This window comes from Enterobacter cloacae complex sp. IR5402 (genome assembly GCF_049238125.1).
GTDB classification, from domain to species: Bacteria; Pseudomonadota; Gammaproteobacteria; order Enterobacterales; family Enterobacteriaceae; genus Enterobacter; species Enterobacter hormaechei_C.
This window is the reverse complement of the sequence record NZ_JBMKHO010000009.1, coordinates 31,282-46,125: the sequence shown is the minus strand read 5'-3', so window position 1 is coordinate 46,125 and position 14,844 is coordinate 31,282. Positions and strand designations below refer to the sequence as shown.

The 14,844-nt window shown below is 56.7% G+C and carries 16 protein-coding genes; 12 read left to right on the top strand and 4 right to left on the bottom strand.

Annotated elements, in window-relative coordinates; genetic code table 11:
* Positions 1-4: 4 nt before the first annotated feature.
* The 12 genes from pilM (at position 5) to trpS (ending at position 9,968) form a co-directional block, all read left to right on the top strand.
* Complete coding sequence (gene pilM, locus ACOTXL_RS15735; RefSeq protein ID WP_045349843.1) at positions 5-778, top strand: pilus assembly protein PilM; 774 nt, start codon at positions 5-7, stop codon at positions 776-778.
* Entirely contained in the window at positions 778-1,269 is a 492-nt protein-coding gene (locus tag ACOTXL_RS15730; RefSeq protein WP_023314951.1) for a PilN domain-containing protein, read from the top strand. Before pilM ends, ACOTXL_RS15730 begins: the two co-directional genes overlap by 1 nt.
* Before the next feature lie 276 nt (positions 1,270-1,545).
* Entirely contained in the window at positions 1,546-1,725 is a 180-nt protein-coding gene (locus tag ACOTXL_RS15725) for a hypothetical protein (protein ID WP_022651950.1), read from the top strand.
* Positions 1,715-2,119 carry a HofP DNA utilization family protein gene (locus ACOTXL_RS15720; RefSeq protein ID WP_003861627.1) on the top strand — a complete coding sequence of 135 codons (405 nt, stop codon included), beginning with the start codon at positions 1,715-1,717 and terminating at the stop codon, positions 2,117-2,119. The genes ACOTXL_RS15725 and ACOTXL_RS15720 overlap by 11 nt, the downstream gene beginning before the upstream one ends.
* Positions 2,031-3,269, top strand: coding sequence for a DNA uptake porin HofQ (hofQ, locus tag ACOTXL_RS15715; protein WP_023314949.1), 1,239 nt, complete (start codon positions 2,031-2,033; stop codon positions 3,267-3,269). The genes ACOTXL_RS15720 and hofQ overlap by 89 nt, the downstream gene beginning before the upstream one ends.
* 286 nt (positions 3,270-3,555) lie before the next feature.
* Positions 3,556-4,077, top strand: a complete 522-nt coding sequence (gene aroK, locus ACOTXL_RS15710) for a shikimate kinase AroK (protein WP_003861630.1) — start codon at positions 3,556-3,558, stop codon at positions 4,075-4,077.
* 57 nt (positions 4,078-4,134) lie between these two features.
* A complete protein-coding gene (aroB, locus tag ACOTXL_RS15705) occupies positions 4,135-5,223 on the top strand; it encodes a 3-dehydroquinate synthase (RefSeq protein WP_003861631.1) in 1,089 nt (362 codons plus the stop codon).
* A 92-nt stretch (positions 5,224-5,315) separates the two neighbouring features.
* Positions 5,316-6,620 (top strand): cell division protein DamX, encoded by a 1,305-nt coding sequence (gene damX, locus ACOTXL_RS15700; protein ID WP_045349841.1) that lies wholly within the window; start codon positions 5,316-5,318, stop codon positions 6,618-6,620.
* A 67-nt stretch (positions 6,621-6,687) separates the two neighbouring features.
* Entirely contained in the window at positions 6,688-7,500 is an 813-nt protein-coding gene (gene dam / locus ACOTXL_RS15695) for an adenine-specific DNA-methyltransferase (protein ID WP_003861633.1), read from the top strand.
* A gap of 39 nt (positions 7,501-7,539) precedes the next feature.
* A complete protein-coding gene (rpe, locus tag ACOTXL_RS15690) occupies positions 7,540-8,217 on the top strand; it encodes a ribulose-phosphate 3-epimerase (protein ID WP_003861634.1) in 678 nt (225 codons plus the stop codon).
* Positions 8,210-8,971, top strand: a complete 762-nt coding sequence (gene gph / locus ACOTXL_RS15685; RefSeq protein ID WP_032608044.1) for a phosphoglycolate phosphatase — start codon at positions 8,210-8,212, stop codon at positions 8,969-8,971. The genes rpe and gph overlap by 8 nt, the downstream gene beginning before the upstream one ends.
* Positions 8,964-9,968: a tryptophan--tRNA ligase gene (gene trpS, locus ACOTXL_RS15680; RefSeq protein WP_023298773.1), complete on the top strand. Its 1,005-nt coding sequence runs from the start codon at positions 8,964-8,966 to the stop codon at positions 9,966-9,968. The genes gph and trpS overlap by 8 nt, the downstream gene beginning before the upstream one ends.
* A gap of 72 nt (positions 9,969-10,040) precedes the next feature.
* On the opposite strand, the gene ACOTXL_RS15675 is transcribed toward trpS, so the two are convergent.
* From ACOTXL_RS15675 to nirB, 4 genes are all read right to left on the bottom strand, one after another.
* Positions 10,041-10,211 (bottom strand): YhfL family protein, encoded by a 171-nt coding sequence (locus ACOTXL_RS15675; protein ID WP_008503029.1) that lies wholly within the window; start codon positions 10,209-10,211, stop codon positions 10,041-10,043.
* A gap of 144 nt (positions 10,212-10,355) precedes the next feature.
* Positions 10,356-11,729 carry a siroheme synthase CysG gene (gene cysG, locus ACOTXL_RS15670; protein WP_045349838.1) on the bottom strand — a complete coding sequence of 458 codons (1,374 nt, stop codon included), beginning with the start codon at positions 11,727-11,729 and terminating at the stop codon, positions 10,356-10,358.
* Positions 11,730-11,863: 134 nt separating this feature from the next.
* On the bottom strand, positions 11,864-12,190 hold the full coding sequence (gene nirD / locus ACOTXL_RS15665) for a nitrite reductase small subunit NirD (RefSeq protein ID WP_015571429.1): 327 nt from the start codon (positions 12,188-12,190) through the stop codon (positions 11,864-11,866).
* Positions 12,187-14,730, bottom strand: a complete 2,544-nt coding sequence (gene nirB, locus ACOTXL_RS15660; protein WP_045349836.1) for a nitrite reductase large subunit NirB — start codon at positions 14,728-14,730, stop codon at positions 12,187-12,189. The genes nirD and nirB overlap by 4 nt, the downstream gene beginning before the upstream one ends.
* Positions 14,731-14,844: the final 114 nt, after the last annotated feature.

Here is a 14,844-nt window from a genome sequence, read left to right as displayed (position 1 = left end):
AAGCATGGCTTTTAAAACGTGGCAAACAGGTGTTCATATTCAACAGGATAAGGTGGTTGCGGTAGCGCTGACCAGAGAGCGGGCCGGATGGCGTTTACGGCGCTGGTGGGCGGTGCCGCTGTCGGACGGCGTTATCGGGGAAGGCAAAATACTTAAGCCAGAAGAGCTGGTTAACGCATTACGTGGCTGGCGGAAAACATTGCCGCACTCGCATCGGGTATTCCTCTCATTTCCGGCAACGCGCGTTCTGCAACGCGCGTTGCCCCGTCCATCCGTTACCTTGCGTGACAGCGAACAGCTCACCTGGGTAGGCGCCGCATTAGCGCGTGAGCTGGAGATGCCCGCCGATACGCTCTGCTTTGACTACGCGCAGGATACGTTCAGCAACACTTTTCAGGTTACCGCAGCGCAAAACAGAGAGGTCGATACCCTGTTGACGCTGGCGAACGCGCTGCGTTTGCGTCTGGCAGCAATCGCCCCGGATGCCGGTGCGCTGGCTAATCTTCTCTCTACTGTTGCCCCCGCCCGGTGCGTCGCCTGGAGAGATCAGCACCAGTGGCTATGGGCGATGCGTCACCAGTGGGGGCGGCGCTACACCACAGAAGCGGCGACGGTGAATGAACTGGCGGCGCTGCTTGCGCTTTCTTCTTCTGATATCGCCGTGTTTGATGCTGCCCGCGATCCCTGGGAAGCGGTGACGCTGTGCCAGCCGCCGCTGCCGGAATGCGGTGCTGATTACACCGTCTCCCTGGCGCTGGCCATGAGCGAGGCGCCGTAATGAGCATGCCCAATCTTTTACCCTGGCGTCGGCAGCAACGTAATCAGCGCCTGCGTTTCTGGGGGCTGCTGTTTGCCGCCTCATTGCTGGTGATGCTGGCGGGTGGTTTCAGTCTGCGGGCGACGCAGTCTCTCGCGTTACAGGCGTTGCAGAGCGAACTGGCGGGGACTCGGGCGGTGCAGAAAGTATTGAGAGCCCGTCAGCCGCAGTCAGCGGGGCTGAAAACCCCTTCGCCGCCGTCTGATCCGGCCTGGCAACCCGCGCTGGAATCGCTTGCCAGCGCAATGCCCCGGCAGGCGTGGCTGACGGCGCTACGTTATCAGCCACCCTCGCTGACCCTGACCGGCTATACCACTTCACTGCCAGCGCTCGCAGCCATGACCGATGCGCTGAAAAGGGTGACGGGATTTAACCCCGGACCGGCAGGCGAACTGCAACAGGATAGCCTGGGGCGATGGATGTTCTCTTTTAAACTGCATAGCCGGAGGTAGCCGGTGGGTATCTGGTATCAACGCTGGGCTGATGCACGTCCTTCCCGGCGCGTCCTTTGCTGGTTGATCGCGTCGGGGCTTGTTGCGTGGGCAATTTGGGGACTGCTGCTCAGGCCCGCTGCTCTGCGTTACGCCGATGTTCAGGCGCAGGCCATCAGTGCGAAGCGAATCAACGCCTCGCTGTGGCCAGAGGCCGGACGGCAAGCAGTGTTTACGCAAGTGACGCCCTCGCGGCCCTTTTCTCCCCTGGCATTTCAGCGTGAGGACGCAAGGCTGGTGTACTGGAAGCCGCAGCAGAGTGGGGGAGAGCTGGCGCTGGATGCCTCATGGGGCGCGGTTCCGGCGCTCTTTTCCCGGCTGGCGCTTGAGAACGTGCGGGTGAGTGCGTTTTCCATCATCCCACAGGGCAAACAGTTACGCCTCAGCCTGCAACTGGAGATCGGTCATGCGCAGTAAAGCCCGTTTAGTCATCCTGCTTTCTCCGCTTTTCCTGACCGGGATGCGGGATCCCTTCTCTGTGCCGGAAGAGCGTTGCGCAGCCGGGCAGCTCAGCCAGTGGCGGTATCAGGGGATAGTCAGCGGCAGCAGGGATATCGGCCTTATGCAGGACGGGCAGAAACGCTGGCACCGGGTAAAAACGCAGATGCGGTTACCGACAGGCTGGCGGGTGAGCGCGATAGATAGACAACAACTGACCGTTGATGTCGGCGATATGTGCGAGCCGAAGCGATGGACATGGCAACGAGAAGGAACGAAAAAAAGTGAAGATAAGGATAGGGCTGTTACTGGCGGTACTCAGCCAGCCCCTGTGGGCCGCGACGCCAAAACCGGTCACCCTGCTGGTGGATGATGTCCCGGTGGTGCAAATATTACAGGCGCTGGTAGCGCAGGAGGATCGCAATCTGGTGGTGTCGCCGGATGTCAGCGGTTCGCTTTCGCTGAATTTAACGCGGGTGCCCTGGAGGCAGGCGCTTCAGACGGTAGTGAACAGCGCCGGGCTGGTATTGCGGGAAGAGGGCGGCATTTTTTATGTGCATACGGCGGCCTGGCAACGGGAGCAACAGACGCGTAAAGAGCAGGAGCGGGCCCAGCGTCTGCTCGACGCCCCGCTGCACTCTCACAGCATTCCGTTTGCTTATGCGGATGCGGCCGAATTGCAAAAAGCGGCGGAAAAGCTCTTAAGCCCGAAAGGCAGTCTCTCCGTCGACAAGCGCACCAACCGTTTCCTGGTCAGGGATAACCAGACGGTGGTGGATATGCTCCAGCGCTGGGCTGTGCAGATGGATCTGCCCGTCGAGCAGGTGGAACTGGCGGCGCAGATTGTGACCATCAGTGAAAAAAGCCTGCGTGAACTGGGGGTGAAATGGAACCTCGCTGACGCAACGGAGGCCAGTAAAGTGGGTCAGGTCACGACGCTGGGTGCGGACCTGTCGGTGGCCAGTGCGACCACCCACGCAGGGTTTAACATCGGGCGCATCAACGGCAGGATGCTGGATCTTGAGTTGTCGGCGCTTGAGCAAAAGCAGCAGGTGGATATCATCGCCAGCCCGCGGCTGCTGGCATCGCACATGCAGCCGGCCAGCATCAAGCAGGGCAGCGAAATTCCGTATCAGGTTTCCAGCGGCGAGAGCGGGGCGACATCCGTTGAATTTAAAGAAGCGGTATTAGGCATGGAGGTCACGCCGGTGGTTCTGCCGGGTGGTCGTGTGCGCCTGAAATTGCATATCAGTGAAAATATGCCCGGCCAGGTGCTGCAACAGGCAGACGGCGAAACGCTGGCGATCGATAAGCAGGAGATCGAAACGCAGGTTGAGGTAAAAAGTGGGGAAACGCTCGCGCTGGGCGGGATCTTTTCGCAAAAGAATAAAACCGGGCGCGACAGCGTGCCCGTGCTGGGCAACATTCCGTGGCTGGGTCAGCTGTTCCGCCATGACGGAAAAGATAACGAACGGCGCGAGTTAGTGGTGTTTATCACGCCACGTCTGGTCAGTATTCAGTAATGGGTAACGATCCCCGCAATGATTTTGCATTCAGTTTGTTGCAGATGTTTGACGTGGGGCATGAATTAGCATACAAGGAGTACCGATTTGAGTTGGACTTACGTCTTATTTCCTTATGCGCCGGGAACGGTGATTTAATCAGTTGCCAAACAAGCCGGAGTATTGAGATAATTTTTCGTCTGACTCTCGCTCTATTGCAAATGAGGTTTCAGTTCATGTCCTGCTACGCCGGGTGTCTGCGCAGCGGGGATTACCATTAACGAATAGTCTTAGTAGTACCGAAAAAATGGCAGAGAAACGCAATATCTTTCTGGTTGGGCCTATGGGTGCCGGCAAAAGCACTATTGGGCGTCAGTTAGCTCAACAACTCAATATGGAATTTTACGATTCTGATCAAGAGATTGAGAAACGAACCGGAGCGGATGTGGGCTGGGTCTTCGACGTAGAAGGCGAAGAAGGTTTCCGTGACCGAGAAGAAAAAGTGATCAACGAACTCACGGAAAAACAGGGCATTGTGCTGGCAACTGGCGGCGGCTCTGTAAAATCTCGCGAAACCCGCAACCGTCTCTCCGCCCGTGGCGTAGTGGTCTATCTTGAGACGACCATCGAAAAACAGCTGGCACGCACGCAGCGTGATAAAAAGCGCCCGTTGTTGCAGGTTGAAACACCGCCACGTGAAGTTCTGGAAGCTTTGGCCGATGAACGCAATCCTCTGTACGAAGAGATTGCTGATGTGACCATTCGTACTGACGATCAAAGCGCTAAAGTGGTTGCAAACCAGATTATTCATATGCTGGAAAGCAACTGATTCTGGCTATATATACACTCGCCTGCGGGTAAAAGCATTTAAGGTGGATGTCGCGTCATGGAGAGGATTACAGTTACTCTCGGGGAACGTAGTTACCCTATCACCATCGCGGCTGGTTTGTTTAACGACCCAGCTTCCTTCTTACCACTGAAAGCGGGTGATCAGGCGATGCTGGTCACCAACGAGACGCTGGCTCCGCTTTATCTCGACCGTGTACGTCACCTGCTTGAGCAGGCGGGCGTGAAGGTCGACAGTGTGATTCTGCCCGATGGCGAGCAGTACAAAAGCCTGACGGTACTGGATACCGTCTTTACCGCACTTCTGCAAAAACCGCACGGTCGTGATACAACACTGCTTGCCCTGGGCGGCGGCGTTGTGGGCGATCTGACCGGTTTTGCAGCCGCCAGCTACCAGCGCGGCGTGCGCTTTATTCAAATTCCAACCACGTTGCTCTCACAGGTCGATTCTTCTGTGGGCGGTAAAACGGCGGTTAACCATCCGCTCGGCAAAAACATGATTGGCGCGTTCTACCAGCCCGCCTCGGTGGTGGTGGATCTCGACTGTCTGAAAACCTTGCCAGCGCGCGAACTGGCGTCCGGCCTTGCAGAAGTGATCAAATACGGCATTATTCTTGACGGGGAGTTCTTCACCTGGCTGGAAGAGAATATGGATGCGCTGCTGCGCCTCGACGGGCAGGCAATGGCCTACTGTATTCGCCGTTGTTGTGAGCTGAAAGCAGAAGTCGTTGCCGCAGATGAGCGTGAAACCGGCTTACGTGCTTTACTGAATCTGGGGCATACGTTTGGTCATGCGATCGAAGCCGAAATGGGCTACGGTAACTGGCTTCACGGTGAAGCTGTCGCTGCCGGAATGGTTATGGCGGCGCGTGCCTCTGAACGTTTGGGGCAGTTCAGGCCGGAAGAGACAGCACGTATCATCGCGTTGCTTAAACGTGCTGGCTTGCCGGTAAGTGGTCCGCAGGAAATGTCTGCGCAGGCGTACCTTCCCCACATGATGCGCGATAAAAAAGTATTAGCAGGTGAGATGCGTCTGGTACTCCCGCTTGCAATAGGGAAAAGTGAAGTGCGCGGCGGAGTGCCGCACGAAGTCGTACTTGGCGCTATTGCTGATTGTCAGCAAGCGTAACAACTAGAAAGGTCAGACCGCTGTAACAGGTGGTCGTTTTAGCTTCAGGTTAATGCAGAGTCGTTGGCAGAAGCCTTTGAGTGGGGTGTTAAATGGATGAATTCAAACCAGAAGACGAGCTGAAACCCGATCCCAGCGATCGTCGTACTGGTCGTTCTCGTCAATCTTCAGAACGTGATAACGAGCCGCAGATCAACTTTGACGATGTCGATCTGGATGCAGACGATCGTCGCCCTTCGCGTAGCCGCAACGCGCGCAATGAGCGTGAAGACGAGGAGTTTGAATCCGAAGAAGAGTTAATGGATGAACAGCCTGTTGAACGTCGACCGCGCAAGCGTAAAAAAGCGGTAGCGGCAAAACCGGCCTCCCGTCAGTACATCATGATGGGCCTTGGCGTTCTGGTGCTGGTATTGCTGATTGTCGGCATTGGTTCCGCGCTAAAAGCCCCTTCTACCCATTCTACCGAGCAGACCGCGTCTGCCGAGAAGAGCATCGACCTGTCTGGTAACGATGCGAGCAACCAGGCGAATGGCGCTCAGCCTGCGCCGGGCACCACTTCCGCAGAGCAGACCGCAGGCAACACCAGCGCCGGTCAGGATATCTCTCTGCCGCCTGTCTCTTCTACCCCGACTCAGGGCCAGGCGCCAGCTACGCCTGAAGGCCAGCAGCGTGTTGAGGTTCAGGGCGATCTGAACAACGCGCTGATGCAGCCGCAGAATCAGGAACAGGTTAACGCTGCCGTGGTGAACTCCACGCTGCCAACTGAACCAGCCACCGTTGCGCCAGTTCATGGCAGCAATGCCCAGCAGCAGACGGCGGCAACGGAAACCAAACCGCGCCAGACGCAGACTGCACCACGCCAGGAGCGTAAGCAGGCTGTGATTGAGCCGAAGCGTGAGACGAAACCACAGGCCGTGGCAAAAGCGCCAGAAACGAAAGCGCCAGCGCAGACAAAACCTGCGGTGAGCCAGCCGGTTAAAGCGCCAACGCCTGCGGCAACCGCTGCACCGAAAGCAACGGCGACCACAACCGCACCTGCTGCAACAACACCTGCTGCAACAACACCTGCGGCTCCCGCAGCCAAAACGGGCGCTTCGCCAGGTAAAACGACGGGCAACGTGGGTTCTTTGCAGTCGGCCTCTTCCAGCAACTACACCCTTCAGCTGAGCAGTTCGTCTAACTATGACAACCTCAACGCCTGGGCGAAGAAATCGAATCTGAAAAACTACGTGGTTTATCAGACGACCCGTAACGGTCAACCGTGGTATGTGCTGGTGAGTGGTATTTATGCTTCCAAAGATGAAGCAAAACGTGCCGTTTCCACGCTGCCAGCCGACGTGCAGGCGAAAAACCCGTGGGCGAAGCCGATTCATCAGGTGCAGGCCGATCTGAAGTAATGTTTAAAGCGCAGGATGCTGTCGGAGCTTTCTCCACAGCCGGAGAAGGTGTAATCAGTTAGTCAGCATGAAAAAAAATCGCGCTTTTCTGAAATGGGCAGGGGGGAAATACCCCCTGCTCGACGATATTAAAAAGCACCTGCCGAAAGGCGAGTGTCTTATCGAGCCCTTCGTGGGTGCTGGATCGGTGTTCCTGAATACCGATTTTTCTCGTTATATCCTGGCGGATATCAACAGCGACCTTATTAGCCTCTATAACATCGTCAAACTGCGTACCGATGAGTATGTGGAAGAGGCACGGAAGCTGTTTACGCCAGAGAACAACAACCCGGACGTCTACTATCAGTTCCGCGCTGAGTTTAATCAAAGCCAGGATCCGTTCCGTCGCGCGCTGTTGTTTCTTTATCTCAACCGCCATGGCTACAACGGTCTGTGCCGGTATAATCTGCGTGGCGAGTTTAACGTGCCGTTTGGCCGCTATAAGCGTCCCTATTTCCCGCAGGACGAGCTGTATCACTTTGCTGAAAAAGCACAGAATGCCGAGTTCTACTGTCTCTCATATGAAGAGTGCATGGAGCTGGCGGGCGTAAACTCGGTGGTCTACTGCGACCCGCCTTACGCGCCGCTGTCTGCCACGGCAAATTTCACCGCCTACCACACCAATAGCTTCAGCCCGGCCGAGCAGGCTCGTCTGGCTGAGATGGCGGAAAAGCTGGTCAGCAAAAGAATTCCGGTGTTAATTTCGAATCACGACACGCCTGATACGCGCGAATGGTACAAAGCCGCGAAGCATTTTCAGGTAAAAGTGCGGCGTAGCATTAGCAGCAACGGCGGCACACGTAAAAAGGTGGACGAACTTCTGGCGCTTTATCGACCCTGAGCCTTTGCCCGCCGGTAAACACATTTCAAGGAGATGCGGATGAAACAGTTTTTGATTGCCCCCTCAATTCTGTCGGCCGATTTTGCCCGCCTGGGTGAAGACACTGCCAAAGCTCTCGCGGCTGGCGCGGATGTCGTCCATTTCGACGTTATGGATAACCACTACGTTCCCAACCTGACCATCGGTCCGATGGTGCTTAAAGCGCTGCGTAACTACGGGATCACCGCGCCCATTGACGTGCATCTGATGGTGAAACCGGTTGACCGCATCGTACCCGATTTCGCCGCGGCGGGTGCCAGCATCATCACTTTCCACCCGGAAGCCTCCGAACACGTTGACCGCACGCTACAGCTGATCAAAGAGAACGGCTGTAAGGCGGGGCTGGTCTTTAACCCGGCGACCCCGCTGAGCTATCTCGACTACGTGATGGACAAGCTGGACGTGATCCTGCTGATGTCCGTCAACCCGGGCTTTGGTGGTCAGTCATTTATCCCTCAGACCCTCGACAAACTGCGTGAAGTGCGCCGCCGTATCGATGAGTCTGGCTATGATATTCGTCTGGAAGTGGACGGCGGCGTGAAGGTCAATAACATCGGTGAGATTGCGGCGGCAGGGGCGGATATGTTCGTCGCAGGCTCCGCCATCTTCGATCAACCGGATTACAAAAAAGTCATTGATGAAATGCGCCGTGAACTGGCGAAGGTAAGTCATGGATAAATTGCAGGCTATTCGGGGTGTAGCATTTGACCTCGACGGCACGCTGGTCGACAGCGCGCCAGGATTAACCAGCGCCGTCGATCAGGCGCTGTATGCCCTTGAACTCCCCGTTGCAGGCGAAGAGCGCGTCGTGACGTGGATTGGTAACGGTGCAGACGTGCTGATGGAGCGCGCGCTGACCTGGGCTCGTCAGGAGCGTGCCTCTCAGCGTTCCGCGCAAGGTAAACCGAGTGTTGACCACGCGGATATTCCCCAGGATGAGCAGCAGCGTATTCTGCGCAAACTGTTCGACCGTTTCTACGAAGAGACCGTCGAAGAGGGCAGCTTCCTGTTCCCGGATGTCGCTGAAACGCTGAGCGCGCTATATGCTAAAGGCATCCCGCTGGGGCTGGTAACTAACAAGCCGACACCGTTCGTTGCGCCTCTGCTGGAAGCGCTGGATATCGCGAAATACTTCTCCGTGATTGTGGGCGGCGATGACGTACAGAATAAAAAGCCGCATCCGGAACCGCTATTGCTGGTGGCAGGAAAATTATCCTTAGCACCTGCGGAGCTGCTCTTTGTCGGGGATTCCCGCAATGATATTCTGGCTGCCAGAGCGGCAGGTTGCCCGTCGGTTGGGTTGACCTACGGCTACAACTACGGTGAAGCCATTACGCTGAGTGAGCCGGACGTTGTGTTCGACCACTTCAAAGATTTGTTGCCCGCACTCGGGCTCTCGCACAGTGAACATCAGGAATTGAATAATGACTAAGCCCATCGTTTTTAGTGGCGCACAGCCTTCAGGTGAACTGACCATTGGTAACTACATGGGTGCGTTACGTCAGTGGGTGAGCATGCAGGATGACTACCACTGCATTTACTGCATCGTGGATTTGCATGCTATCACCGCGCGTCAGGATCCAGAGAAGCTTCGCAAAGCAACGCTCGATACGCTGGCGCTGTACCTGGCGTGCGGTATCGATCCCGAGAAGAGCACCATTTTCGTTCAGTCTCACGTACCAGAGCACGCGCAGCTGGGCTGGGCGCTGAACTGCTACACCTATTTCGGCGAGCTGAGCCGCATGACCCAGTTCAAGGATAAGTCTGCGCGCTACTCTGAGAACATCAACGCCGGTCTGTTTGACTATCCGGTGCTGATGGCGGCCGACATTCTGCTGTACCAGACCAACCAGGTGCCGGTGGGTGAAGACCAGAAGCAGCACCTGGAGCTGAGCCGCGATATTGCCCAACGCTTCAATGCGCTTTACGGCGACGTGTTCAAAGTGCCTGAGCCGTTTATTCCGAAATCCGGCGCGCGCGTGATGTCCCTGCTGGAGCCGACCAAAAAGATGTCCAAGTCTGACGATAACCGCAACAACGTTATCGGCCTGCTGGAAGATCCGAAATCGGTGGTGAAAAAGCTCAAGCGTGCGGTGACCGACTCCGATGAGCCGCCAGTGGTGCGCTACGACGTGCAGAACAAAGCGGGCGTATCCAACCTGCTGGACATTCTCTCCGGTGTGACCGGACAGAGCATCCCTGAGCTGGAAAAACACTTTGAAGGCAAGATGTACGGCCACCTGAAAGGCGAAGTGGCAGACGCCGTTTCCGGCATGCTGACCGAGTTGCAGGAGCGCTATCACCGTTACCGTAACGACGAAGCTTTCCTGCAAAAAGTGATGAAAGAGGGCGCAGAAAAAGCCAGCGCGCGCGCGTCGGAAACCCTGAAAGCGGTGTACGAGGCGATTGGGTTTGTGGCGAAACCTTAAGCCGCCACCCGACAAATACGGACTCAATAAAAAAACCGGGAAATTCCCGGTTTTTTTACGCCTGAAAAACGCTTACTGCTGTGCCGCCGGGCCGCAACCGCCAATGATCTTCGAAATGGAGATCGCCGGATGCAGCAGGTAATCATAGCTGCAATTATTTTTAGTATTTTGAACGTGACCGGTGCAGGCCGTCAGAGTTGATAACAGGCCGACCAGAACGGCAGCTTTAGCCAGTTTGAACATACGCATTCCTTGTCTAAAAATCTAAAATTGGATGTAACACGAGGGAATAAATGGAAAAGTTCCATTATGCGGGCGGTATGTTATCGATTGAGGTAAGAAGGGAGTAGTCCGCTTCAAGACTACTCCCGGGAGAGAGATTGTGCGTTAGTGGCTGGAGAACCAGTTCAGTTTTTCACGCAGTGCTACCACGCGGCCCACCACGATCAGCGCCGGGCTTTCAACCTGCTGCGCCAGCTCACCCAGCTGCGTCAGCACGCCATCGACCACGCGCTGCGTAATGGCGGTGCCGTTTTCCACCAGTGCGACCGGCATATCTGCTTCCATGCCGTGCTCCAGCAGTTTCGCCTGAATCGTGGCTGCCTGATTTAGCCCCATGTAGAAGACCAGCGTCTGCTTTTCAGCGGCCAGATTATGCCAGTCCAGCTCGCTGCCGGTTTTCAGGTGGCCCGTCACCAGGCGCACGCTCTGGGCATAGTCGCGATGGGTTAACGGAATGCCGGAATAGGCAGAACAGCCGGATGCCGCCGTAATACCCGGCACCACGGAGAATGGAATGCCCGCGTTGCAGAGAGTTTCCAGCTCCTCGCCGCCGCGACCAAAGATAAAGGGATCGCCCCCTTTCAGACGCACCACACGCTTACCTTTCTGCGCTTCCCGCAGCAGGATCTGGTTGATCTCCTCCTGCGGTACGCAGTGATAACCTGCCCGTTTGCCGACGAACACGCGGTCAGCATCGCGGCGTACCAGATTCATGATGTCATCAGAGACCAGACGGTCATACACCACGATGTCCGCCTGCTGGATCTGCTGGAGACCCTTCAGCGTCAGCAAGCCCGCATCGCCGGGACCTGCGCCCACCAGTACCACTTCACCGCGATGATCCAGCGGCTCGCTCAGGAGCTGTTCGGTCGTCTCTTCAACGGCTTTGGCGTCCTGATTGGCCAGCGACTGCGCCAGCCTGTCATTGACAAAGAACTTCTCCCAGAAGCGACGGCGTTCGCCCACGGTTGCGAAGGTTTGCTTCACGCGGGAACGCAGCTGCCCGGCGTATTGGGCAATCTGGCCAAGATGCTGCGGCAGCACGGCTTCCAGTTTTTCCCGCAGCAGACGGGCAAGAACGGGCGAGCGGCCACCGGACGACACCGCAATCATCAGCGGTGAACGGTCGATAATCGACGGCATGATAAAGCTCGCCTCTTTCGGCGCATCCACCACGTTACAGAAGATGCGGCGCGCTTCGCAGGCGTCGCTGACGCGCTGGTTAACGTCATCGTTATCCGTTGCGGCGATGGTCAGCCAGCAGGTATCCAGCAGGGATTCATCAAATTCGCCCTGCACCTGGGTGAGCATCCCTTCCTGCGCCCAGACGTCAAACTGTGGGGCGAAGGTGAGGGCGTTAACGGTCAGTCGGGCGCCCGCCTCTAACAGCAGGCGCGCCTTGCGTTCAGCCACATCGCCGCCGCCCACGAGCAGGCAGTCGCGGTTGCGTAATTGACAAAAAATCGGCAGGTGATCCACGACGTTACCTCACAGCATTCATGGCGGGGGAAGAATTGACGTCAGGATAACAGCAGGAATCGTACAGAACATACGGTTTTTCCTGCCGTTACCCATAAGGGGTCATAAGCCTTTCCTATTGAAAAGGCGAGAGGTTACGCTTTCAGCTGCACCTCGCCGTCCTTCACGCGGACGTCGTAGTGTTTGACCGAGAAGCTTTCATCTTCCATGCAGAGTCCGTCGGTTAAGCGGAAGCGCTGCTTTTTCAGCGGGCTGGCAACCCACAGCTCGCCCTGGTGCTCCGCAATCAGACCGCGGGAGAGCACGCTGGCCTCGAAGAACGGGTCGATATTGCTGATGGCATAGACCTGTTCATCGTGGCGAGGACGGAAAATCGCCACCTGCTCGTTGCCCAGCAGGGCACAGACGCCGGTTGCTGGCAGAATGTCGTTAATATTGCAGATGTTTACCCACTGGCTCATGCGTTTTCCTCCACCAGCATCACCGGAATACGTTCATACGGGGTCGCTGGACGATGCTGTTCACGCTCCGGCACCACCTGCACGTTCGGGTCGCGCTGGGTGCTGTTGATAAAGTGTTTGAAGCGCGTCTGCGCCGCTGGCGTGTTCACGGTTTCGGTCCACTCGCAGATCACCGCCTCGCGCAGTCGAGTCATCTCGGATTCCAGCTGTTCATTCAGGCCCAGCTTGTCGTCGATAATGACCGACTTCAGGTAGTCGATGCCGCCTTCGAGGTTATCGAGCCAGGAGGCGGTACGGGTCAGCTTATCGGCGGTACGGATGTAGAACATCATGAAGCGGTCGAGATACTGAATCAGCGTGTCGCGATCGAGATCCGCCGCCAGCAGGTCCGCGTGGCGCGGTTTCATCCCGCCGTTGCCGCACACGTACAGGTTCCAGCCTTTCTCGGTGGCAATAATACCCACGTCTTTACCCTGCGCTTCCGCACATTCGCGGGTACACCCTGAGACGCCGAACTTCATTTTGTGCGGCGTACGGATGCCTTTGTAGCGGTTTTCCAGCTCTACGCCGAAGCCCACGCTGTCGCCCACGCCGTAGCGGCACCAGGTGCTGCCCACGCAGGTTTTCGCCATGCGCAGCGCCTTGGCGTACGCGTGACCGGTTTCAAAGCCCGCTTCAATCAGCTGACGCCAGATTTCCGGCAGGTCATCTTTCTGCGCGCCGAACAGGCCGATACGCTGGGAACCGGTGATTTTGGTGTACAGGTTAAACTCACGGGCGATACGGCCCACGGCGACCAGCCCTTCAGGGGTGATTTCCCCCCCGGCAGAACGCGGGATCACCGAGTAAGTCCCGTCTTTCTGAATATTGGCCAGGAAGTTATCGTTGGTGTCCTGAAGCGGAGTGTGTTCTGGTTTGAGCACATATTCGTTCCAGCAGGACGCAAGTAGCGAACCAACAGTAGGCTTACATACTTCACAGCCATAGCCCTGGCCGTGTTTCTCCAGCAGTTCGTCAAAGGACTTAATGCCTTCCACGCGGATCAGGTGGTACAGCTCCTGGCGAGAGTAAGCGAAGTGCTCGCACAGGTTGTTGTTCACTTCAATGCCCTGTTTTGCCAGCTCGGCGTTCAGCACCTGGGTGACCAGCGGGATACAGCCGCCGCAGCCGGTCCCGGCTTTGGTTTCCGCCTTCAGCGCCGCAACGGTGTGGCAGCCTTTGTTAATGGCGGAGATCAGCATGCCTTTGGTGACGTCGAAGCAGGAACAGATTTGCGCGCTGTCCGGCAGTTTATCCACACCGATGGACGGCTTACCGCTGGAGGCGTGCGCCGGGAGGATCAGCGCGTCCGGGTTTTCCGGCAGCTCAATGGCGTTCAATACCAGCTGGAGCAGGTTGCCGAAGTCGCTGGTGTCGCCCACCAGCACCGCCCCGAGCAGGGTTTTGTTGTCCTGGCTGACGATAAGACGTTTGTAGACTTCTTTGCTTTCGTCCAGATAAACATAGCTGCGGGAGTTCGGGGTGCGACCATGCGCATCGCCAATACCGCCCACGTCCACGCCCAGCAGCTTCAGCTTGGCGCTCATGTCTGCGCCGGTGAAGGCGTTTTCGCTGCCCAGGATATGATCCACGGCGACCTGCGCCATTTTGTACCCAGGCGCGACCAGGCCGAATACGCGGTTGTTCCAGCTGGCGCATTCGCCGATGGCGTAAATATCCGGGTCGGAGGTCTGGCAGGTGTCGTTAATCATGATCCCACCGCGCTGCGCGACGGCCAGACCGCATTGCGTTGCCAGCTTGTCGCGCGGGCGGATACCGGTGGAGAAGACGATGAAGTCCACTTCCAGCTCGCTGCCGTCGGCAAAGCGCATGGTTTTGCGTGCTTCAGTCCCTTCCTGAACGATCTCTTTGGTGTTTTTGCTGGTGTGAACTTTCACGCCCATGCTTTCGATCTTACGGCGCAGCTGATCGCCACCCATGTGGTCGAGCTGTTCGGCCATCAGCATCGGGGCAAATTCGATAACGTGGGTTTCAACGCCGAGGTTTTTCAGCGCGCCTGCCGCTTCCAGACCCAGCAGACCACCGCCGACAACCGCGCCGCGTTTGCTTCGACGTGCGCAGGATTCGATGGCGTTGAGGTCTTCAATGGTACGGTAAACGAAACAATCCTGGGTTTCCGACCCTTTAATAGGCGGGATCCACGGATACGAGCCCGTCGCCATGATCAGCTTATCGTAAAAAACCGTACGTCCGGCGCTGGAGTGGATTACTTTCTCCTGACGGTTGATGGTGATAGCGCGTTCGCCCACCAGCACTTTTACGCCATGCTTCTCGTAGAACCCTTCACGCACCAGAGAGAGCTCTTCGGCGGTATGGTGAGAGAAGTAAGAAGACAAGTGCACACGGTCGTACGCCTTGCGGGGTTCTTCACAGAACACGGTAATATCGAACTGCTCAGCATCGGCTTTATCGAGAAGATCCTCAATAAAGCGGTGGCCGACCATGCCGTTACCGATGATAGCGAGTCTGACTTTGCTCATTTTTGCCTCGATTTCTTTTCTATTACTGCCTACCTTAACGATTCAGCAGGGGCACTTATTGATGCAAATCAAATACGCCTTCACCTACCCCTTAGGGGGTATATCTATGATTTG

Excerpts from the sequence above, each read along its gene's own strand:
- pilM (WP_045349843.1), top strand. The coding sequence starts at position 5 with ATGGCTTTTAAAACGTGGCAAACAGGTGTTCATATTCAACAGGATAAG.
- ACOTXL_RS15730 (WP_023314951.1), top strand. The coding sequence starts at position 778 with ATGAGCATGCCCAATCTTTTACCCTGGCGTCGGCAGCAACGTAATCAG.
- ACOTXL_RS15720 (WP_003861627.1), top strand. The coding sequence starts at position 1,715 with ATGCGCAGTAAAGCCCGTTTAGTCATCCTGCTTTCTCCGCTTTTCCTG.
- aroK (WP_003861630.1), top strand. The coding sequence starts at position 3,556 with ATGGCAGAGAAACGCAATATCTTTCTGGTTGGGCCTATGGGTGCCGGC.
- aroB (WP_003861631.1), top strand. The coding sequence starts at position 4,135 with ATGGAGAGGATTACAGTTACTCTCGGGGAACGTAGTTACCCTATCACC.
- damX (WP_045349841.1), top strand. The coding sequence starts at position 5,316 with ATGGATGAATTCAAACCAGAAGACGAGCTGAAACCCGATCCCAGCGAT.
- dam (WP_003861633.1), top strand. The coding sequence starts at position 6,688 with ATGAAAAAAAATCGCGCTTTTCTGAAATGGGCAGGGGGGAAATACCCC.
- rpe (WP_003861634.1), top strand. The coding sequence starts at position 7,540 with ATGAAACAGTTTTTGATTGCCCCCTCAATTCTGTCGGCCGATTTTGCC.
- gph (WP_032608044.1), top strand. The coding sequence starts at position 8,210 with ATGGATAAATTGCAGGCTATTCGGGGTGTAGCATTTGACCTCGACGGC.
- trpS (WP_023298773.1), top strand. The coding sequence starts at position 8,964 with ATGACTAAGCCCATCGTTTTTAGTGGCGCACAGCCTTCAGGTGAACTG.
- ACOTXL_RS15675 (WP_008503029.1), bottom strand. The coding sequence starts at position 10,211 with ATGTTCAAACTGGCTAAAGCTGCCGTTCTGGTCGGCCTGTTATCAACT.
- nirD (WP_015571429.1), bottom strand. The coding sequence starts at position 12,190 with ATGAGCCAGTGGGTAAACATCTGCAATATTAACGACATTCTGCCAGCA.
- nirB (WP_045349836.1), bottom strand. The coding sequence starts at position 14,730 with ATGAGCAAAGTCAGACTCGCTATCATCGGTAACGGCATGGTCGGCCAC.